This is a genomic window from Paenibacillus sp. MSJ-34 (genome assembly GCF_018918005.1).
In the GTDB taxonomy this organism is placed as follows: Bacteria; Bacillota; Bacilli; order Paenibacillales; family Paenibacillaceae; genus MSJ-34.
The window spans coordinates 138,394-157,889 of record NZ_JAHLPR010000005.1; the positions used below are offsets into that span (position 1 = coordinate 138,394).

The following is a 19,496-nucleotide window of genomic DNA, read 5'->3' on the forward strand; positions in this document are numbered from 1 at the left end:
TTATATCACCACGCTTTCCGCAATCTCTGCCGAGTCGTCGCGAACATTCGTGATCCGGCATGTAAAGAAACATTTGTCCTCTTCCCAGTAGAACGAGAAATTATCGACGCTGGCCGTTCGCGGGTCGACCATTAACGTCTCGGTAACGATCCGCTGAATCTCACTTTCGAACGCCGCATGCGAAAGTCCCCGACCTAATAAATCGTCGAATTCCTGACCGATATCACTCGAATAGATTAGATGCCTGTACCTCGGCGTTCGGATCGCTTTATTGCACCATTGTACCCAAGCATCCGTATCATTGCTTGCTGCAACTTTGCCGGTTGGCGTCATGACAAAATCGCCAACCGAAAAATCGAAACGCCAGCTTCTCCCGAATGAGACTTCATTTGCACTTTCCTCGGTAACCGGTTCAAGCTCGTTCATGTCCGAAGTAGGAAAGAGATTAGGCATCGCTATCACCACCGCCCACAATACAAATGACGACCGCATCCTTGCCGCCATTGACCGGAATCGCAAGTACACGCTGCCCGGCCTGCAACCCATCCGATAAGTCCAATTCCACGTTTTCAACTTCCGTTTCGTCAAAATCGAACCTCATTTTTCCCGAAGGCGATCCTGTCGGATTCCCATTCTCGTCTGCCGGAACGGTCCTTCCTGTCAAAGAGAAAGGGGGAAGGCGAAGGGTGACAGTCCAATCCGCAACGATATAATCTTGAATTTCATACTTGAACGAGTCCAGCTTGAGACCCGTTTCTGTGATCGTTCCAAGCTCTGCGGGTATACCGTCGATAGCTTCTCCTGCATGCTGCTGCATCCTCATTTCGAAGACTGATAGAAGTTGTTTAAACGGGTCCATCGAAAAAATACCTCCTTTGCACGTAACCCGGAAAAGCAAGTTCCAGCCGCATATGACCCGGATCGCCGAGATCGTGGGATACGGACATGACAATTAACCTCATGCCGTTTAGGATAACCGCGTCACCAGCCCGGATCGTATTAATATCTAGCGCCGACACGGTGAATGTCTCTTGAATGCCGGTTAGCAGCGATTTAGCATACTGCTTGGCTTCGGCAGCCGATTTAATATTCGTATCCTGAACAACCTTTTGCAGCGTACCGAGTTTTGCTGTTTCTCCTGATTCGATGGCTAGAACTTTGGAAGGAAGTTCGACCTTCACTTTCGGCTTGCCTTTCTTGGATTTCGTACCTTTCGTTTTCTTGGTTTCCGTTTTGCCGAGAACTTTTACTTTCGTTACCGCGCCTTCCAGCGTTCGCCGCTGCAACACTTCCTCGTTCTGTTCCATCACCCAAACGGTCTGATTGCTGCCGACCTTGAATAATTCCAAGCCCTTTGGCGTCATTCGCGGGATGTACATATCGCCACCGGCTTTGACCGTTTCCTTGAGATCAGACATGATCATCTGATAGATCGCGCGGGAGCGGTATACCCCTTTGCCGAGCTTGACCTTGGTATCCGGGATGTTACCTAACGGGATTCCCCAATCCGTCGCATATTTCCGTAATCGTTGGCTGGCCGTCTGTCCCGAAGGCATTAAATATTCGTCTTCCGATTTGGCAATATAGATCGTTCGATCATATACGGTGATGTCCATATGCTTCAAGCCCGGATTCGTGCTGTAACACTCCCACACAACGCCGGGATAGAGCAAGTAAACCATATTGTCGCTACCGAAAGGAATCCCGGATATACGGATTTCTTGGCCCGGTTCGATATTAGGGAAATCGGGCGTGATGACTACCCGAATGTCAGCTTGGTACGCGATTTGGTCAAGGGAATCCTTGAGCGTTATATTTTCGATTACATCGCGAAGATAGAATTTATTTGCGAGAACTACTTCATATTTCATGGCATCACCAGCTTTTGTCCGGGCTTAAGTTTGTTCGGATCGGGACCGATGACCTTTTTATTCAGGTTATAGATTTCCTTCCAGCGGGAGCTTGACTTCAACTGCTGCTTGGCAATCTTCGAGAGGGAGTCACCGGCTTTCACTACATAGGTTTTGGGTGTTTTCTTCAGATCAGGCCGACTATTATCAGCCGCTGCCGTTTGTCCTCCACCCGAAGCACTGCTCGCTTGGGACGTTCGCACTTTGACATTGCGCCAAGTTCGGCACGTAATGTCAAAATATACGTCGCCGGGTTCACCGCCTTTAAACGTGCTGTTGTGCGCTGAAACAAAGACTAAGACGTTCACGGCTGTATCTGTGATAATCAGACGAAGAGGCCTCTTACTATTCAACATGACGTTAAGTTGATTCATAGCGACTTGTGGATCGGGAATGTCTCGGTAACGACAATAGGACGAATCATATTCCTTGGGAAAAAAAGAAGAGAAGGTAATCTCTTTCACCTTCTCCCCTTGGGCAAAGTCCACTTCGCCAAGTGACATCATATTTATTGTTTCGTATTGTTTATCCCGGCGGATCGTGACTTCCTCCGGGTTCACGGGAAATTGAAATTCTCCGGCGTCAGGATCGACAAGGAAGAAGTCCACAAAATCACCCTCTAACTTAAATTGATAAGGGTAGTTATTTTACAAAGATGTATATACCAACGCACGCAACAACTGCTAGGAATGATGAAACCATAAATTTCCCTTTTTTATTTTCTTTATACGCCCAAAGAGCATCCTTTAATTCCACAACTAGCATTATTACAAAAAGAGCAATTAAAGCAAATGGTCCCCATGTATAACTCGTAACCCAATTATAAATCATTTATCTGCACCAGCCTTTCAGAGGAATAATTCTCCAAAGAAGCTAAAATTCCTGCTTATTTTCGATTATTCATTTCTCTTCTTAACTGGTCAGCTAAAGAACCTGTTAACGGACCGATAATACGATTCGTCAACTCGTTCTCGTCAACTTTCTCATTAATCTCTACCCTCACCGCACCGGGAGGGAAGTTCACATTAATTTGATTCACGGATTCTTTGCCAACATTTCCGAGATAATTTTGTAAGTTGCTCATTTGTTGCTCGGAAATATAGACTTCTGGAAGCTCAATTTTACTCGAAACATTCGAATGACCATTTCCCATCGTTGACTTATACAATGGTTTCGACCCTATTTCCAGCATATAGGGATCATCCTTGAACCGTTCCGTAAATTCTCGCTGTCTTTCCAAGCGTTGATTTTGCAAATGATCGCTATAAAAATAGCTAAAGGCAGGGATCGCAATTGGTAAAGAAGCTAATCCAATACGAGAAAAAATGTTCGCATTTACTTTCCCTAACCCTTTCGCTTTACCGTGAGTATCACTTCTTGGCGGAAGCTTACCGTCAGTTGGAGTTCCTTTAGACCCGTTTGGCCCCCCTGGAGAAGCAGTAGGCGAGGGAGTTCCTCCCGTAGGAACGGAAGGATTTGGAACTTTGTCGCCTTTTTTGAAAATTTTTAACGGGTCTAATATTTTCTTAAGAAGCCATAAGGCACCAATATCTGTAACCACCGCACTAAGAATATTTCCCGTGTTTGGTTCATCAACCGCCCTCATATTAACGTCTTTAATAGCTTCCAATGCTTTATTTGCAATCTTACCCGCGTCGAACGCTTCGAGGAAGGAATCAAGGAACGCTTTGCCCGCAGTTGCCCCAGCCTTTAAAAATGGCGATTCGTTAAACGATTCATCATCCGACACAACGCCTAATGCCCCCATGATCAACCCGCCGAGAGTGCTTCCAATGGCCGAACCAATTTTAGATGCCGTCGAATTTATTTTCTCTTCGCCGCCATTGGCCCACCACTCGCCGAACGGTTTCGCTATGATCTCGTCCCAGGCAATTTTTAATTTTCCGAGGAAGTCCGCATTTTGAAACGCAGGGTCTTGCGCCAGGCGGTTAAATGCTTTCGTGACCTTCTCAATCCCGCCGACAACAAAGTTCCCGATCTTCTTCCCGAAGTCTTCGACGCTTTGGCCTAATATCGCAATGGTTTCTTTGTTATCGGATCGCCATTGCTTGAATTTCTTCAATGCCGGACCCAATACATTTTCGAGCCCCATACCCCAGCGTTTAAAAATATTTTGTGTAAAAAACGTCTTCGTGCCGAGTAGTAGATTTTGCAGGTTCCCCGACATTTCACCCATCATGCCATCAAATCTGGATAGTTCTTTCGTGACTTGCGGCCATGTCTTGCTGATCTTCATCCCGGAATCCGCAAGTTTCTCAATGCGATCCCGTGCCGCCCCATTAATCGCACCCATTTCTTGCAGACGCGAGGTCATCTCACCGACGGGGCGGTTAGCCGACAGGGCATCATACAATCGACCGATCCATAAGGCGACGTCCCCGAATTGCTGCTGCGTTCCGGCGGCAATATCACCGACCATTTTCAAGCCGTCACCGGTGGAGAGGGCATTCCCGGTAAAAACTTGCAGTACCCGGCTCGCCTCGTAAATTTCATCACGGCGATAAGGAGTCTGTCCGGCGAAGGCGGTTAATTCATCGACACGCTGTTTGGCCGCCTCGGCGCTACCAAGCAAAACTTTGAATGCAGAAGTAATTCCTTGCTCCTGCATGACCATATTTAAGCCAACTGTGGTAATTCCAGCAATACCACCACCGGCACCCAGAAGGGCAAGAGGGCTGGAAAGAAGCCCTAGCACTTTCTTAATTGTGCCGCTTGCCAAGTCTTTGGCCGTAATAACGAGACTGAACGGCTTTTTAGCAAGATTGCCTAATGTCGAGCCGATGGCTTTCGCTTTCGATGAAGCTTTGTCGTTCAGTCGCACTTCTGGACTAATCCTTGATTTTCCAAAGACTTTACTGCGTCTTTCGGTTTGCTCAAGCATCTTATCCAATGCCCTAAGTTGCTTTTCAGATTGTTCAATACCGTCCGTGCCGATCACAATATCCAAACGATACAGTTCATTATCAGCCACCCTTTACCCCTCCTTTCGGTTTCGGCATGTTCTCAATTTCCCTCGTGGTGAACGCGAGAAGCATCATGCGCTCTCCATGCGGCAAAGACCAGAATACTCCAGGGCGAAGATGATGCACGGCCCACATGTGATAAAGCGCGGTCATCGTCCCCCCGGAGTCGATTAGTTTTTTACGTCTTCAATGCTGACACCATATCCCGATAAATCCAAAATCTTATCCCCGATGGCGTCAATTTCGCCCGCCAGCAACATGCGCCGGATCGCTTGCGCACCATCAGATAGTTGCAATCGGCTAGTAATACGGCCATCATCCCAACCGCTCAATGTAAGCGACTGTATTTCAAGCTTCCTCGTAGCGGTTGATATAAGGGTCGCGTTAAACAGTTCGTTATCAAGTTTTTCCTCGATTCTGCCGCTCACCTGACGACGGGTAGTGCAACGCTCCCTGATCCCGTCTAGTACGTTTGATGTCAGCCCGCGTAATGTAATTCTCATATTCAAACGCTTGATAAAGACTGTTGCTTCAGGCAAGTTCATTGTAGCTTCTAGCAAACTATCCAAGATTTGATCTTCAGTCATATGCTCCATGGTACTCATGATTTAATCCTCCTAATCAATTGGTGGTTTAGGTTGCAATAATTGGGTCGAGCAACTCGAAACCTTCGAAAGTAAACGTCGTTTCCTCGGTTACTTCTTCGCCAGCGGTCCAATTCGCGAGCTGAACGGCATCCGGCATGCAGTTAATCAACCGAATCCGTTCGAATCCGAAACTTTCGGGATCGTCCAGTTTGGAAATGATATCGAACTTTTCAAATCCGCGACGGATCATATCGGATGTCACTTTATAGCCCGACATGGTGCCGGTTCCTTTGATAATGCCTTTTTTGAATACGCTGCGGGTCATTCCCGAAAGCTTCAATTCGCGCTTTTCGATTTCCTCTTTCGCTTCCAGCTTGTTAATGTTGGTTTGCCATTCGCCGTCGATATACACTTGACCAAAGGTGCCGAGTATCGCCCTGGTTGGGTTCATCATGGTTTATCACGCTCCTTATTGCACGTAAAACGTGCCAAAGATTTGTTCCATCACATCGGTCAATTCTGCATTCCATTGCAAAAAGACCTGATCCGGTTCGGGTTTCTTGGCGGGAGCCGATCCATAATACTTCGGATCAAGTATCACGTTGTACCCGGTGGATTTGATGACACCACTTTGCGATAATACCCGCAAGTATTCCTTACAGGCGCCGATCAAAGCGATCTGACCTTCTTCGGTGTTGTTCAATTTGCCAATATAAACATCCTCCGCCGTGCGCTGTAGATCGTCATTAATGGCGTCCATTACCCGAATCGTCCTAATTTTCTTCCAGGCGTTATTTTGACCGTCTCGTAAAGTGACCAAGCTATTGATTCCGCGAAGAGCCTTCACTTTCCGCCCGTCATGGATAAGCAGAAAGACACCGTTTTTCACCGCTTGTTCTTGTTCGGCACGCGTCCAGCGGCGAGTCACATCATCAAAAGGCGATGCCGCATAGGTTGTCGATTCGTTCAAGCGTTGGCCCGCGATCAACCCGGCCACATAAGCGGCCGTCTGGGCCGAACTATATTCTTTACCAGCAAGCACGCCGCCCGTTCCGACATTGACAATTCCTTCGAAATCCATCGATGCGCCTCGAGCAACTGTTTTACTTACGGCATCACTGGCCGTGTCATCCGTTTTCGATCCGCCCAGTACCGCGATGATTCCTTTCCCTTCGCCTCGTACACGTTTAACCCAAGCAACCAAACTGGCTCGCAAAGCGGCATCCGTGATTCCATCCAAAGTGAGGACGTTAAAATCTTGACCTTCGAAAGCCGACAATGCAGCGATATAGTCCGCATTTGTAAGACCGGAAATACCGCTGTTCCCACCTGCGAACATCGACCCGGACACATCGCCGAGAACGCCATCAGCAATCTTTTCAGCAGTAATCCAACCTTGTCCATTGATCGTATCGCCGTTGATCGCTTCGACCGCTGCCTCCGCGCTTCCGTCATGGATGTGTATCGTCCGTAATAGGGCAGTCCCTTCGTAAAGCTTGATCTCTTTCGCGTTTGCATCGACCAAACTCGGCTTAATCGTAACACTGAACTGGTTCGCGCGTTCTCCCGGATACTTGGCTGTCAATTTGACCATTTCTGTTCCATCGGTTCCCGGAATCGTTGTTGTCGCTTCCGCTGCCGAAGCATCTGCAATGCGATACGCAAGCAGCGTCTTCGGCCTACCCAAGAGCGATAGGAAGAGAGTTGTAAATGCTGTGGCTCCGTTAGATTCATCCACTGAAAAATGTTCTTTGATGGCCGCTTCATTCGATATTTCAACAAATTGCCGGACCGGCCCCCAATGCGCTTTAACCGGCACGATAACCACGCCGCGAGCGCCTGACTGAATGGCGGATGATGCGGCAGCTTGAAAATTCATGAACATGCCGGGCAAGACCGGCATATCTGTAGGACTCCATGTTCCTCCCGACATTTCGTTCACCGAACCTTTCTTTTCATAAATTCATGGATAAGCTTTGCAGCTTCATCGATTGTCATTTCACTAATCCTGTCATAAATCGCTCCGGCCAGCACTTCCGGCTTGACCGCGAAGAGAACCTCCGCTTTGGCAAGAAGCTCATTGATCGGATAGGCCGGAGCAGGAGGGGCTTCGTTTTTTTTAGCCACGTGGTATCACCTCACCGTATATTCGGATCGAACTGCACTTGAGCCATTTTGGGGGCTTCTTCGAATTCCCGCATCATTTTCCGCGATAATGTCATGGTGACTTGTCCTGTCGACAAAGCGTCCGCTTGGGAATTTACTCGCAATTGCATGACCGTCATATATTGACGATCCGCTAAATTTAGCGGTATTTTGATTGCACTTGTCAGAGTTTCGGCGACCATCAATAATGCGGCAGATTGTTCATTTTGCGTTTGTCCAATCACATGACCGACAAATTGCTTTCGTACCTCATAGGCGGCTCTGTTTATGGATCGTGTTTCTGGTATGCCAGCGATCCGCCACATGACGGAGGGCCGTTTGTATCCAAGCGGCCAGGCGTTACGGTAAACCGACCAATCCGGAAGAGTCGATCCTGTCCATTCCGCAAGCGCCTCCAGCCATGGGTCATTTGCTACCGTCTCGGGTACTCCGACCGGCTGGATCGCCATCACCGAAAAACGTAAACCCCGTGTAATCGCGTCCCATTCTTCATCGACCATATCCGATCCAGTTGCACCTTGATATAGGCACGTGAATACTTCGCCGGTTTCCAAATCAGTAATGACTTGTTCGTGTAATGCGGAAACAATGGCCCGCTCGATCTCATCCACTTCGGAAAAACTCGTCCGATTCACATACGGCCAAATCTCGATAATCCGGCGAAAACCGGCCCAATCGCTTTCCGCTGCATCCACGCCTTGAACAATAACGATATAGGGTTTCGGCGTATCCGCACCGGCGGCATGGGGTTCATAGACTTGGCCGTCAATCTCCGGGATCGCGTCGATCAAACGCTGACGTATACCGTCTCTCATGATTACTCACTCCATAATTCTTTAAAGTCGGATTTGATTTGTCTGATATTCCGGCGTAACGTCGGTTCAATGATCGGGCGGGCTTTCATCCCTGGATGATTTATTTTTTTGGCGAAGATCGGCCCGTTCGGTCCGCCGAACTTCAGCGCTTTTCTATTTCTTGGCCGGATGACATAAGCACTTTTTCTAGGGCCGTGAATCCCGGTTCCGGTTTCAAGATACGTCCCGGTTCGCATGGTATGGGCGAGATAGATGACAATGATATCCCCGTGTTTCTCCGCGCCGCCGTGTATTCCTTGTCTGGTATGGCCCGTTCGGTCGTTCCAACTGGCGTTTGATTTCGCATCGGACTCGTTACTCTTTCCCCAATGCTGTGCCAAGGCGAAAGCGGCGGCTTTCCTCCGGTTGATCACTTCGGTAACCCGGTCGGCAATTGACCTGTTATCAGACATTCTATTTCACCCTTTCGATGTCGGCGTAGTACCCGCATATCTCTCCGTTGACGATTTGCGGATGTACCGCCCCGATCCGAAACGATCCGTAAGGGTCAGCGTCGAATTCTTGCTCGATGTTCGGGCCGCTTGTTAGTCCCGCTGTATCATCCGCGAGAAGCGAATAGACAGAGCTTGTTTCTTTCCGCCCTGGAGTATCTGAAACAATCGTTCCCTGTGCCTGGCGACTGTCTGCAAAGATACGGACAGTCATAGGGCCGATTTCGGATTTAACCTCCGTAAAACCGCCGCCTTTGCGAACCTTTTCCGCGATCCGAATCGTGATCACGGTCGGGTTCTGAAGAATATTCCAGCGGAGATTCGCTTTTCGAACCGAAGCGTCGATCATCAGAACACCTCCGGGCGCTTTACTTGAAACATAAAGCTTCCGGTCGAAGAACTGCCGGTTTTATCGGCCATACCGTCAAACGTTTCCGCCATCTTCAAAGATGCGGCCAATGCTTTCGATAAATCGACTCGTTCATATTGCTCTGCCCCTGTTTGATAGGAGACGATATCCCCCAAACGCTTTTGAATTTTGGCCGCCTTGCGCCGCCAACCTTCCGCAGCGGCTGCATAGATATTGGGCGCCTGGTTCAGCATGCGATTCAATTGTGCATCCGTAAAGGCAGTGTCCGCCTCCGTGCCGCCTAGAGGAATTTCTTCATCCAGCAGTTCGCGTAATTCCTCACGCAGATCACTCGTTGGCGTCATGATTGATTCCTCCCCAAAAAGGAGCCGGGTATCCCCAAGCTCCTTTTGTCACTTTATTTGAGAATCGATATTACTTTAAAGCCATTTTTTGAACATTTTCTTCCACGGCTGCAAAGGAGCCGCGGAAAGCGAAACCGACCATTTGCTTCTCCACCAAGCGAGTGAGATCGCCTTGATTTGTTTCAATTTGCAAATCTTCTTTAACCAATTCTTTGAAACCGCGTTTCGGGCGGATTAAAAATGCCTCACCCGGTTTTACCCCTTCGTAAGTATGTTGTTTTTTGCCGACTGTTAATTCGTAGCCGTCATAATACACAATCGTGTCGATCCCAGCGATAGGAGCATAGGTTGTACCATCCGAAGTAAAACCTCTGACGGCCATCTCGATATCGGTTGCATCCGCGCTATTAGCCAGGATGACCGATCCTTGCCGCTTGGCCGTTCCCGCCGCTTTCTTTGCTTCAGTGAAGGTTCTCCAGATTGACACCCATCTTTCTTCACCGTCTTTCCCTTGATATTCCGTCTTATTGGCGGGCTTATAAGCAAAAGAAATGATCGGGAAGAGGTGAATATGATTCAAGAGTGCGTTATAACCTTCTCCCATAGCTTTGTTCAAAATATCGATTTCAAACGAGCGGTTGAACTTAATCATTTGCTTCGTATATTCGAAACCTGCCGAATATGTGACGATTCTCGCGGTCGGCCCTTGCTCCGCCTTCAAACTGCCAAACTTGACCTCTTGACCTTCCATGTGTTCCGCAAAGATCACCGCGCCGGAAAGCGCCCATTTGGGGTCCAAAAGTTCAGGCAGATTCGGATCGGAAATCTGGTCGTAAATCGCTCCATAGAGAAGGGGAACCTTCTCCCGGCCCATTTCCACATCCAAAGTGATCTTGCCGAGCAATTCCTTGAAGACTGCTTCGCTCGCGAGGGATAACATTTCACCAATTGGCCTTTTCCACTTCCGCAGTCCCATTTCTCCGTTGACAATTTTCTTTTCTACATAATGGCGCTGACCATCCAGCACAAAAGGTACTTTCGTTTCAATCGTACCTTGACGACGTCGGTTTTCTTTTTCCGTTTCCAACGATATGATTCTCATTGTTTACCCTCCCGTTGTCGGTATCGGCTCAAGCTGCGGCCCGAGCAAAAACCAAATGACATTATTAGCGTCCTTGCCGTTTGTTACGCGTCCCGCCGGGCGGTTCCCGGCAGCGGTTTCGGTGAACTTCTTCGTACTGGCGTTCCAATAAATTGCCGTACCTTTCACGAAGTTTTGGCTGGCGCTAATTTGATCCGTTTCGTATTCAGCCTGTTCGATTGTCAGTACGAGTTCCTTCGTTTCATCAGCGCCTGTCTTGACAGACTGTACCGCGACGCCCAAGAAACCATCCAACAAGACGAATTCGCCTGCCGTAACGGTCGTGTCGGGCGGTATGGTAACGGTAACAGATTTGCCGTCACTAATTTTCGCTCTCGCCAATCCGTGTACTGTCCGAGGAACCGGCTGTCCTACATATTGCGTATCCATGGATAACCCTCCTTAGATGGATGCCCAAACCGTATCCGATTCGGTATCCGAGTTGTTGTTTTTGCCGCTACCTACATAAGGCGGACGATCCGTATGAATGCGGCTGATCATCGCCTTGACGTTTTCGTCCGCCAACAAAGAATCAATTTCCCCGACAATCGTTTCTTTGGTCATTCCTTCCCGGACGGGGATCATTTTCATAATGATTCCTTGAGCCATTTCACCAGCGACTTTCTCTTTCACAACGTCTTGCACTTGCTTCTGTTGCTCCTGCTGTCGGACCGCTCCAAGCGCTTTACCGGCTTCCTCTATTTTGGGTAAAAGGTCGGCGTCTTCCGATACGCCAAGGGTCGTTTTGATTTTCTCCAGCAGCGTGAACGCAGCGGCATTCTTTTGAGAACCTTCTGGGTCCAAGCCCGAGATCACATCTCGAAGTGTGACGGTTCCATCTGCAATTTTATTTTTCAGTTGTGCGAGCAACTCTTTCCAATCCATGGTTTTTCCTCCTTCGTCATTAGGGTCGTCCATTTCTCCAATCGAGACGATGCGCGTCGGCATGCCTGACCGATCAAGCGGGGTCCAATCAATGGAGAGCGGTTCGAAGTCAACAACGTGTGTTTCGCCGTCCACCGTTTCAAGCATCGGGTAACCGAAAATACTGACTTGCTTAATTCGCTTTGTCCTGACCCATCGTTTCAGTTTGGGCGCATCTTTATCGATGATGCCGCGAAAAAATGCCGTTTCTCCGACCATCTTCGCGCCGATCCAGTGGGTGACGGGGTCTACAAATTCGGTTGCGACATCCTCCGGCTTTTGATGGCCGAGGATTCCGTTTAATGTGTACTGGTTGACGTAATCGACAATCGACTTCAGACTCTCGGGCCGATAATTCCAACCGCGCGTGGATTTTCCGGCGGGAATTCCCACGACAATCTCCATCGGATCGTCGTCGCCATGTTTAATTGCTGCAATGTCTACGCCGGGAGCCGGTGGAATATCTTCCGCTTTCATCTCGCCGGTGATGGTCGCCAAAAGCTTCATCCATTTCTTTTTTGCCATGTTTATCACCTCCCAGGCAGGCGTATATGATTTGAACGTTCTGATTCGGCGTTATAACGCGTTATAACGCGTGTGTAATTGTTCAGTCGAAGAATCGCCCCATTAAAGGGTCAAGCGATTTAAAACGGCATTCTGGCCGTTTATGCAGCCGAGTAAACATTTTCGTACCAGTCATTAATTTCAGGCTGGCTTTTCGGGTCTTGAATCCATTGTTTGAGATTCCGAACGAAATCTTTGGAATCTTGATGCACCTCAACCAAGTACGATAACGTATTCGGGTGAGCGGGGTAGGGAGGAGGATCGTCTTTGCTGTAGACGCCAAGCCCTAATCCTATGTCATGACTTGCCAATTCGTCGCAAACATCGCGAATACGATGCGATGGCGATAGACAGAAGCGGATTCCGTTGCAACTTGGAGAGACTTGCGCCGATAGGATCGTGCCTTGTCCGAAGGCCGCCGTTGTCTCCGTTCGGGCCAGTCTCAGCGCTGGATAACTGATATCTTCAGGAATGCGTGTACCCATTCGCTTCATCATACCTTCGAAATACTTCGCTTCGACGTTTGCACCTTCTTTGACATATCTCTCCAACATCCGTGCCGTGGTGACGGCATCTTGGCCAGTTGCGACGGCATCTTGGATGATGTCCCGCATAGCATCACGGGCTGCGGCCGATTTCTCCCATATACGGTCTGACAACTTTAGCCCCTTGTGCGTTCGTTCCCAACATGCTCGAACCGCTTCTACGTTTACCCGGAAATACATTCGGTCAATGCCTGTCTTGGTAAGCCGGGGTATACTGACTTTATTCGTGAGTAGATCGATACTCACCGCCCGATTGAAACGGCTCCCGATCTCGACTCCCGACTCGATGTATTCCTTCAGCGATTCGGTCAAGTCATCGCGTAATTGTTCACCTTGTTCAAGTAGTTGGTGTTCGACCTTCGTCAGTAACCATGTCCCGATTCGTGAAGTTCCTCCTTGTTTCAGTATGGAAGAAATGCGAGATGCAGCACGGATAAAAATTTTACGTATTTCCGGGTCCTGTCTTAGACGTAGTTCCAAGAATGCTTTCCGGCTTCGAAGGGCTTCGGAAGCATATTCCTTGGCCGTCTTTTTGATTTGGTTGATCTCGTCGCGCTTCATGATGCATCCATCCTTTGCAATTCCTTATCAATGCGCTTGAGTTCTCGGATGCTTAGCGCTCCGTCGGCCAACCTCTCGGCGTCGATTTTGTTTTGTACGATCCGTTTCCATTCCGTGTCTGCCTCGGGGTCTTCCGAATCATACTCTTTCATGGTCGGAACATAGGCCCGCAAAAAGTCGGCAGCCGAATCGCAACTGATGAATCCTCCTTGCACCGCGGTATTGAGTCCCGCTGTGAGTGCTTGAATCGTTTCGGCCAGTTCCTTTTCATCGCGAGGATCGATCTCGTCCCATTCCAACGTAGTAGCATACGTTTCGAAGCTTGTCATTTCCGCCTGGGAGGTCATCGCGAGTACCATCCGCGCTAACCGTTGCCAATTTTCCGTGAAATTTCCCCGTTTGCGGCTGATCATCCGTACAAAGACCGGCATCTGTTCTTTCGTCGACGCAAGCGAAGACGGGGTATGAACGCCAAGTACAAATTCCGGTGTTTCGGATACCGAGACGATACAGTAAAACAACAGCTTCAAGAGACTTGTTGCATCGCCGATGGAGGATCGAACTTCGATGAATTCCGCATCCTCGCTATCCGTAAAAATAAGGAAGTCACGCCCGTCTAGCGAAATGGTGCCGCCATCTTTCGCGAATTGCGCCGGGTCTTGAACGTTGAAATTGTTTCGCAAAAATGCCGCAACGTCCTTGAGCTTCAGCTTAAGCCGCGGCGTCGAGTGCATTTTCGAGCCTTGCAGCGCATGCAACATAACATCGTGATACGCTTTGATAAACGGCTCCAGCGGTTCTAATTCGCTCTGGCCGTATATCCGGGTTTCATCCCGTTCGTTTTGAAAATGCTCGATAGGGATGAACCCCCAAGGATTCTGTTCCTCGGTCACTCGGGGTACTCCTGGAATCGGATCGCCATCCAGTACAATCTTTCTTCGTTGGGCGCTGATCCATTGCGTAACCTTGGTGACTCGCTTCTCGCCTCGCTCATCCATCCAATTCAGCGTCGACTTTAAGACATATTCCTCAACCTGTCCTGTCAGCGGATTGCGATTGATGGAGGCCACTTCCTCATTCGGGATAATCGTATAGACAATTCGCGCTTTCACTTCAGGATATAACGGCGCGTCCACCGCTTCGCGAGTCAACCAAACGAAACAATCCCCTTCAAGCAAAGCTTTCTTATGCGTCCTTGTCATCTTCGATGTCTGGGCCGCAAAAAAGTCGTTAATAACTTTCCGCGCGTTCTCATCGTCCGATAAGAAGGAGGGGACCCCGATGAATCCCGCTTTCGCGTTAATGATCGGTTTACAAAAACCGGCTCCAAGCTTATAGCTGTCCTCCGCATTGTCATATAGATTTCTGGCGAGTTCATAGTCAACGCGCCTAGAGTCTAGACTGTAATGGGAGAAACCGCTGACCATGGCGCTGACCTTCCTTCGCAGCTTAGAGATTTCGCCGACAGCTTGTTTCATCCACCTTTTTAACCCCATATTCTTAGCCCCCTAAACACACTTAGCAGCCCGTTATCGATAACGCCCGCGCTTTTCGCTAATGTACGGCATGCTTCCAAGGCGTCCGGCCCGTCGTCATACGCGCCCATCGGAAATTGCTTGAGTTGCTCCAGCAATCGCTTATGCCGTGCATCAAATTTGATATACCGGTTCTTGATGTCCGGTTGTAATGTTTGAATCCGCATGACTTTGTCGCTGTTCTGATTCATTTCCTCAATCGGTAAATATAGCCCAACCTCTGCGGATTTTTCGGCAAGTTTTTCCTTGAGAAACCACTGGAATTGATTTGTCTCGCAACCGAATTTCGAATAACCCTTGCCGTAGCTCATGCGTAGCCAGCGCTCTTTCTCCAGCACATCGGTAATAATGATATCCGGGTGCCTTCGCTCGATATCGGCGTCGATAACGTACAAATATCCGGTTCGGTTCTGTTTGGCAATGGTGATTATCGCGGAAAAGTCACTTTTCTTTTTCTTCCCTAGCGACGGATCAACCCAACCAAAGAAGGAATAACCGTCAGTGAAGTCCATGTCCAATGGATTGTAATAGTCGAACCATTCTTCATTAAACAAACAATCTTCGGGGTTGATTGGTTCGTTCTGATATTCACTGTTAAAGGAAGAGTCACCATCGCCAACCTTTTCCACCATGAGATCGTAATAGGAAAGTTTAGCCTCCCATAAAACCTGTGTTCCTTCGAGCATCTCTTCCCGATTGGTTTCGAAAAACGAAAGTGCTGCCTGCTCGCGTTCTTCGTCCCCCAGTTCAAGATCGGTGTATATGGATTCCCATTCATCCCATAAATCTTGACGCTGTGCGAAGGAAAGGACAGCCTTATATTTCACGGATCGATACCTCGGATTTTTCAGAATACCGGCGAGCAAACTGTCATAATGCAAGATCGTGCCGATATAAAATATATCCGTGTAGGTATCCCCGGATTTGCTGACAGCCTTGAAAAACCAATTGTGCAGCTTTTTCCGTTGCTCTGCCGTTCGAACGTTCTCGTCATTCTCGATGTCGTCGAGGACCAGAAGATCAGGACGCCAGTTTTTATGTTTCCGACCCCGAATCTTTTTTCCCGATCCGATAGCCTCCATCTTGATGCCGGTGCTGGTCAGAATGACATTGTTACGCCATACCTTGCCCTTAAGGTCCCCGAAATCCTCGCGGATCGCTTCGTTTTCCTCGAATTCTTCCCGAATGCTTTCCAGGAATCCCTCGGCCTGATCGGAGCTATCCGACAGGATGATGGGATAATGTTTGTACTCGTATACAATGGCGTGAATCACATCTTTAAACGTAACATTCGTTGACTTCGCGTGACCGCGAGGGGCGGCGATGGCCCGCTTGCTTCCAGGCTGCTGATTGACCTTTTTCGCAGCGTCGCTGTTCATCGGGGCGATTTGCTTCAATACCCCTTTCTGCCAAAGCGCATCTAACACGCGATGAAACTCCGGCGTTTCCCGGTTAAAATAATGGGGGAAGTATGCCTTGCCGAAATACTCAAGGTCGATAGCTCCCAGTTTCCGACGCAAACCATTCTTCCCGGTGATTGGTTTGCCGTCCCGATACTGCTTGCGTAATTCTACGCGTTCAGGCGAATCGCCCCGGTACAAGTACACCTCCATAAGCCGCTTAACTTCTAAAGTCTCTTGGATGGCGGTATTATCAGTTTTTTTGGCAAAATCTTTTAGAATGCTCATACGTCACCTCCGGCGGGCATGCTTCGCCACCCGGCAGCCTGTTTCGGCTCTGGTTGTAGCTCACATCGTGTTCCCGGTGTTCCCCGGCCCTGCCGTAACAAGGTGCCGTTTCATTCCGGTGCTTTATCCAAAATATCGATACCGAAGTCAATCTCTTTCGGTTCTCCAAATAACGTGATGCGTACGCGGGCCCGGCCTTTGCGCCGATCCACGCGAACGATTTGACCTTCCATGTTTTTCAGCGGGCCGTCAATGACGGTCACTTTCTCGCCGTCCTGCACCCTTGACATACCAACCAGTTCGCTTTCTTCACACCATTTCAGGACATGTGCCATTTCTTGTAGCGGTACAGGACACGGGTCCGGGCGGCCTAGAATTCGAATCACGCCATATTGATCGACAAGTTTGTAATAGCTTTCATGATCCAGCACGGTATAAACGAAAACGTATCCCGGAAACAAAAGGCGGGTCACTTCCTTGAAAGAACCTTGACGGCGTTCCATCAACTTTCGCCTGGGGATCAGCGTCTGGATATGCGGTGCGGATCGTTCAAGCCGCTTTTTCACGTTCAATTCCTCTCCTGTGAGGACGTGTAACACGTACCAGTTCAATTGTCATCCGCCTCCAATCGTTCGGCTACCCGGTTGGCTACTTGGATTAGCCGCTCGCAAAGTTCCGGCTCGACGCCTTCCAGTTCGGCGTATACTTCTTTCCGAAACTCTTCGAGCGCGACTTTCGTTCGCTCGGCTAGGTCGGCTTTGACTTTGTCCTTATAAACTTTCGTTCGGGAGAGGGAGACCATGATCCGGGCGGCCTTGTCCAAGTCCATCTCGTCCCATTCCTCTTGAGCGTTCGCAAACTTCTTCGTTAACTCGCCGCTCATAATCTGGAGAGCGCCTTCCGTGTAATCTGCGTCTGGGTTCTTCTTGATCAATTCCACGATAGCACGTGTTTGTTCCTGGGCTTCAAGGAGCCGCTGGGCCGACTTATCAAGTCGGAGCGCATAGCGACCGATAGAGCTTTTGGATACAAGGAAACCTTGATCGTATAGATATTCCGAGATTTCGAAATAGGTACAGCGCGTGTCCGCAATCATGGCGTCAACTTGATCCTTGATGTGCAAGGGCAAATCATCTACCTTAGAACGAGTTCTACGACGCTTGTCGGCCATTAGATTGCCACTCCCGGATCGTCGGGGGTGGAGCCTTCCAGCAAGTCGATGCCTTCGACGGTCAGGCGAATGACGGCATCGTTTGCGTATGCGTTGTACGAATTGATCCGGTCGTTCGTGAATTCGATGTACCCTTTGCCGACCAGGTAATCCAAATGCTTGGATATGTCGGGGCTAATGATGACACCATCGTTTACCATAACATTTACAAGCTGTCGGCATAACAGCGAATTGTTATGCCCTTTAGCCAAGCTGCGCATGATGTAACCGCGCACCCCTTTATTATGCTGGACACCGCGATAAGCTTGTTCATCCATTATGGCTACCTCCAATCACTCTGTCGTGTATTTTGTCAAGTTTTTTATCCACGTTGTTCATCGTGCGGATAAAGTCTTCCCTGGTTGTATAAATAAAGGGCAGGTCAGCGCGGAGGTCGTCCAGTTCTTTCTCGACTTTATCCACGCGTTGATCCATTTTCTTTTCAAGGTTTTCTACATGTTGAGCGTTTTCTTTAATTTGCGTTTTAATCTCATTTAAGGTCGATTTAATAAAGTATCCAATAATACCGATCCCCAGCAAGGTAGCGCTTTGTAAAGCCCAGTTCAAATCCATCCGTTATTCCTCCCGCAGCTCCAGCGCCTCGGCAATGACCGCGTTCTGCTTGACTTCTAAGACCTTAGCTTCGATTGTATTTTTGATGTATTTTTCCAGATCGCCGAGCGAGTCTTGGAGCGCCAGCAAGTATTCCGGCTCCAATGTTTTGACGATATCTAAATACGCCTGTTTGGCCAGACTCGTCAACGTGTCTTCGCTTGCAATGCCATCCTTGACGGCGCGTCTTAATTCCTTGGCTGTCGTCTGCTCGATGGCTTTGATCGTCTTAGTCGCCACATCATCGAGGCGGGCGATAGCGGTTTGTATGAGTTTACGCTGTTCTTCGTTGCTGATTTTGGCCGTTTCGGCGGTAAGCTTCGCGTTCGCCTTGCGAATATAGTACATTGCATATGATGCCAGGAGAGTTATCCCGGCTAATGCCAGATTCAAAAGAAAATCGTTTACCATTTCTTGCATTTTGGTTCCTCCTTTTTTTGTGGAAAATAAAAAATACCAGCATAGGCGTAATGCCTTATACTGGTATTTTATAGTTGGGAGTTAGGACGATATAGCGGAAGCACTTCTGAGATTTACTGGGTGTTTTGCATATATTCAAACAAGTCCAATTGGTTTTTGTCTTGGGTCGGTCCGCATATTTCGCGTACCCATTTTTCCGTTAAGTCGTATTTCCTAGCAAGTTCAACGTGATTGTATCCGTTAAATTCTTCTTTGATTCGCTTGTCCCGAATTGGCCGCAGGATGATATCAGATTTCGGTATATAGATCGTGCGCCCGCCGAATGCTTGAGCCAATTTAAAAAAATGTTCCATACCGATTTGTTCCACGATATCATGATAGGTTTCCGGGATCATATCGATCGTTACTTCCTTTACCCATTCGTGCAACGGCTTCACCCCCGATTATATACCATAAGCTTCTCGGAATTCACATTCCGTTGCAGACTCTAGCTTCCTAGCTAGGGTCTTCTATTGTTTCACCCCCAAACATGGGGTGCGAACAAACATTCCTCTTGACTTTTCAAAATCACCCCAATAATCGCCGAGAAGGCTTTTTTTATTTCTAATGAATTGGGTGATTTTCATGAA

Annotated in this window: 25 protein-coding genes; all 25 read right to left on the reverse strand. The window is 48.7% G+C overall.

Annotated elements, in window-relative coordinates:
- Positions 1 to 453 (reverse strand): DUF2634 domain-containing protein, encoded by a 453-nt coding sequence (locus tag KQI79_RS04020; RefSeq protein ID WP_216536935.1) that lies wholly within the window; start codon positions 451 to 453, stop codon positions 1 to 3.
- A complete protein-coding gene (locus KQI79_RS04025; RefSeq protein WP_216536936.1) occupies positions 446 to 859 on the reverse strand; it encodes a hypothetical protein in 414 nt (137 codons plus the stop codon). Before KQI79_RS04025 ends, KQI79_RS04020 begins: the two co-directional genes overlap by 8 nt.
- Positions 846 to 1,871: an XkdQ/YqbQ family protein gene (locus KQI79_RS04030; RefSeq protein ID WP_216536937.1), complete on the reverse strand. Its 1,026-nt coding sequence runs from the start codon at positions 1,869 to 1,871 to the stop codon at positions 846 to 848. Before KQI79_RS04030 ends, KQI79_RS04025 begins: the two co-directional genes overlap by 14 nt.
- Entirely contained in the window at positions 1,868 to 2,518 is a 651-nt protein-coding gene (locus KQI79_RS04035) for a LysM peptidoglycan-binding domain-containing protein (protein ID WP_367398129.1), read from the reverse strand. The genes KQI79_RS04030 and KQI79_RS04035 overlap by 4 nt, the downstream gene beginning before the upstream one ends.
- Positions 2,519 to 2,796: 278 nt before the next feature.
- Positions 2,797 to 4,902 (reverse strand): tape measure protein, encoded by a 2,106-nt coding sequence (locus KQI79_RS04040; RefSeq protein WP_216536938.1) that lies wholly within the window; start codon positions 4,900 to 4,902, stop codon positions 2,797 to 2,799.
- Positions 4,903 to 5,064: 162 nt separating this feature from the next.
- Positions 5,065 to 5,499, reverse strand: a complete 435-nt coding sequence (locus KQI79_RS04045; protein WP_216536939.1) for a phage tail assembly chaperone — start codon at positions 5,497 to 5,499, stop codon at positions 5,065 to 5,067.
- 28 nt (positions 5,500 to 5,527) lie between these two features.
- Entirely contained in the window at positions 5,528 to 5,935 is a 408-nt protein-coding gene (locus KQI79_RS04050) for a phage tail tube protein (RefSeq protein ID WP_216536940.1), read from the reverse strand.
- A gap of 15 nt (positions 5,936 to 5,950) precedes the next feature.
- On the reverse strand, positions 5,951 to 7,414 hold the full coding sequence (locus KQI79_RS04055; protein ID WP_216536971.1) for a phage tail sheath family protein: 1,464 nt from the start codon (positions 7,412 to 7,414) through the stop codon (positions 5,951 to 5,953).
- Positions 7,415 to 7,419: 5 nt separating this feature from the next.
- Positions 7,420 to 7,608, reverse strand: coding sequence for a YqzN/YkzM domain-containing protein (locus KQI79_RS04060; RefSeq protein ID WP_216536941.1), 189 nt, complete (start codon positions 7,606 to 7,608; stop codon positions 7,420 to 7,422).
- 11 nt (positions 7,609 to 7,619) lie between these two features.
- Positions 7,620 to 8,462, reverse strand: a complete 843-nt coding sequence (locus KQI79_RS04065) for a hypothetical protein (RefSeq protein ID WP_216536942.1) — start codon at positions 8,460 to 8,462, stop codon at positions 7,620 to 7,622.
- 2 nt (positions 8,463 to 8,464) lie between these two features.
- On the reverse strand, positions 8,465 to 8,914 hold the full coding sequence (locus tag KQI79_RS04070) for a hypothetical protein (protein WP_216536943.1): 450 nt from the start codon (positions 8,912 to 8,914) through the stop codon (positions 8,465 to 8,467).
- Between the two features lies 1 nt (position 8,915).
- On the reverse strand, positions 8,916 to 9,302 hold the full coding sequence (locus KQI79_RS04075) for a Fe-S protein (RefSeq protein WP_216536944.1): 387 nt from the start codon (positions 9,300 to 9,302) through the stop codon (positions 8,916 to 8,918).
- Positions 9,302 to 9,667: a hypothetical protein gene (locus KQI79_RS04080; RefSeq protein ID WP_216536945.1), complete on the reverse strand. Its 366-nt coding sequence runs from the start codon at positions 9,665 to 9,667 to the stop codon at positions 9,302 to 9,304. Before KQI79_RS04080 ends, KQI79_RS04075 begins: the two co-directional genes overlap by 1 nt.
- A gap of 70 nt (positions 9,668 to 9,737) precedes the next feature.
- Positions 9,738 to 10,769, reverse strand: coding sequence for a hypothetical protein (locus tag KQI79_RS04085; RefSeq protein WP_216536946.1), 1,032 nt, complete (start codon positions 10,767 to 10,769; stop codon positions 9,738 to 9,740).
- Between the two features lie 3 nt (positions 10,770 to 10,772).
- Entirely contained in the window at positions 10,773 to 11,198 is a 426-nt protein-coding gene (locus KQI79_RS04090) for a DUF2190 family protein (RefSeq protein ID WP_216536947.1), read from the reverse strand.
- 12 nt (positions 11,199 to 11,210) lie between these two features.
- Positions 11,211 to 12,257: a transcriptional regulator gene (locus tag KQI79_RS04095; RefSeq protein WP_253297938.1), complete on the reverse strand. Its 1,047-nt coding sequence runs from the start codon at positions 12,255 to 12,257 to the stop codon at positions 11,211 to 11,213.
- A gap of 140 nt (positions 12,258 to 12,397) precedes the next feature.
- Complete coding sequence (locus KQI79_RS04100) at positions 12,398 to 13,402, reverse strand: retron-type reverse transcriptase (RefSeq protein ID WP_216536948.1); 1,005 nt, start codon at positions 13,400 to 13,402, stop codon at positions 12,398 to 12,400.
- A complete protein-coding gene (locus KQI79_RS04105; RefSeq protein ID WP_216536949.1) occupies positions 13,399 to 14,898 on the reverse strand; it encodes a phage portal protein in 1,500 nt (499 codons plus the stop codon). Before KQI79_RS04105 ends, KQI79_RS04100 begins: the two co-directional genes overlap by 4 nt.
- A complete protein-coding gene (gene terL, locus KQI79_RS04110; protein WP_216536950.1) occupies positions 14,889 to 16,625 on the reverse strand; it encodes a phage terminase large subunit in 1,737 nt (578 codons plus the stop codon). The genes KQI79_RS04105 and terL overlap by 10 nt, the downstream gene beginning before the upstream one ends.
- Before the next feature lie 110 nt (positions 16,626 to 16,735).
- Entirely contained in the window at positions 16,736 to 17,224 is a 489-nt protein-coding gene (gene loaP, locus KQI79_RS04115; RefSeq protein WP_367398132.1) for an antiterminator LoaP, read from the reverse strand.
- Positions 17,225 to 17,232: 8 nt separating this feature from the next.
- The gene (locus KQI79_RS04120) at positions 17,233 to 17,796 is read right to left on the reverse strand and encodes a phage protein Gp27 family protein (RefSeq protein ID WP_216536952.1); all 564 of its coding nucleotides are present in this window, start codon (positions 17,794 to 17,796) and stop codon (positions 17,233 to 17,235) included.
- The gene (locus KQI79_RS04125; protein WP_216536953.1) at positions 17,796 to 18,113 is read right to left on the reverse strand and encodes a hypothetical protein; all 318 of its coding nucleotides are present in this window, start codon (positions 18,111 to 18,113) and stop codon (positions 17,796 to 17,798) included. The genes KQI79_RS04120 and KQI79_RS04125 overlap by 1 nt, the downstream gene beginning before the upstream one ends.
- Entirely contained in the window at positions 18,106 to 18,408 is a 303-nt protein-coding gene (locus KQI79_RS04130) for a hypothetical protein (protein WP_216536954.1), read from the reverse strand. Before KQI79_RS04130 ends, KQI79_RS04125 begins: the two co-directional genes overlap by 8 nt.
- A gap of 3 nt (positions 18,409 to 18,411) precedes the next feature.
- Positions 18,412 to 18,867, reverse strand: coding sequence for a guanylate kinase (locus tag KQI79_RS04135; protein WP_216536955.1), 456 nt, complete (start codon positions 18,865 to 18,867; stop codon positions 18,412 to 18,414).
- A gap of 113 nt (positions 18,868 to 18,980) precedes the next feature.
- Positions 18,981 to 19,295, reverse strand: a complete 315-nt coding sequence (locus KQI79_RS04140; RefSeq protein WP_216536956.1) for a Mor transcription activator family protein — start codon at positions 19,293 to 19,295, stop codon at positions 18,981 to 18,983.
- Between the last annotated feature and the right edge of the window lie 201 nt (positions 19,296 to 19,496).

Bases quoted from the DNA above. Each gene is read 5' to 3' on its own strand.
- KQI79_RS04025 (WP_216536936.1), bottom strand. From the start codon at position 859: ATGGACCCGTTTAAACAACTTCTATCAGTCTTCGAAATGAGGATGCAG.
- KQI79_RS04125 (WP_216536953.1), bottom strand. From the start codon at position 18,113: ATGGATGAACAAGCTTATCGCGGTGTCCAGCATAATAAAGGGGTGCGC.
- KQI79_RS04120 (WP_216536952.1), bottom strand. From the start codon at position 17,796: ATGGCCGACAAGCGTCGTAGAACTCGTTCTAAGGTAGATGATTTGCCC.
- terL (WP_216536950.1), bottom strand. From the start codon at position 16,625: ATGAGCATTCTAAAAGATTTTGCCAAAAAAACTGATAATACCGCCATC.
- KQI79_RS04020 (WP_216536935.1), bottom strand. From the start codon at position 453: ATGCCTAATCTCTTTCCTACTTCGGACATGAACGAGCTTGAACCGGTT.
- KQI79_RS04055 (WP_216536971.1), bottom strand. From the start codon at position 7,414: ATGTCGGGAGGAACATGGAGTCCTACAGATATGCCGGTCTTGCCCGGC.
- KQI79_RS04050 (WP_216536940.1), bottom strand. From the start codon at position 5,935: ATGATGAACCCAACCAGGGCGATACTCGGCACCTTTGGTCAAGTGTAT.
- KQI79_RS04130 (WP_216536954.1), bottom strand. From the start codon at position 18,408: ATGGATTTGAACTGGGCTTTACAAAGCGCTACCTTGCTGGGGATCGGT.
- KQI79_RS04030 (WP_216536937.1), bottom strand. From the start codon at position 1,871: ATGAAATATGAAGTAGTTCTCGCAAATAAATTCTATCTTCGCGATGTA.
- KQI79_RS04105 (WP_216536949.1), bottom strand. From the start codon at position 14,898: ATGGGGTTAAAAAGGTGGATGAAACAAGCTGTCGGCGAAATCTCTAAG.
- KQI79_RS04095 (WP_253297938.1), bottom strand. From the start codon at position 12,257: ATGGCAAAAAAGAAATGGATGAAGCTTTTGGCGACCATCACCGGCGAG.
- KQI79_RS04085 (WP_216536946.1), bottom strand. From the start codon at position 10,769: ATGAGAATCATATCGTTGGAAACGGAAAAAGAAAACCGACGTCGTCAA.
- KQI79_RS04065 (WP_216536942.1), bottom strand. From the start codon at position 8,462: ATGAGAGACGGTATACGTCAGCGTTTGATCGACGCGATCCCGGAGATT.
- KQI79_RS04075 (WP_216536944.1), bottom strand. From the start codon at position 9,302: ATGATCGACGCTTCGGTTCGAAAAGCGAATCTCCGCTGGAATATTCTT.
- KQI79_RS04090 (WP_216536947.1), bottom strand. From the start codon at position 11,198: ATGGATACGCAATATGTAGGACAGCCGGTTCCTCGGACAGTACACGGA.
- KQI79_RS04045 (WP_216536939.1), bottom strand. From the start codon at position 5,499: ATGAGTACCATGGAGCATATGACTGAAGATCAAATCTTGGATAGTTTG.
- KQI79_RS04135 (WP_216536955.1), bottom strand. From the start codon at position 18,867: ATGCAAGAAATGGTAAACGATTTTCTTTTGAATCTGGCATTAGCCGGG.
- KQI79_RS04070 (WP_216536943.1), bottom strand. From the start codon at position 8,914: ATGTCTGATAACAGGTCAATTGCCGACCGGGTTACCGAAGTGATCAAC.
- KQI79_RS04100 (WP_216536948.1), bottom strand. From the start codon at position 13,402: ATGAAGCGCGACGAGATCAACCAAATCAAAAAGACGGCCAAGGAATAT.
- KQI79_RS04080 (WP_216536945.1), bottom strand. From the start codon at position 9,667: ATGACGCCAACGAGTGATCTGCGTGAGGAATTACGCGAACTGCTGGAT.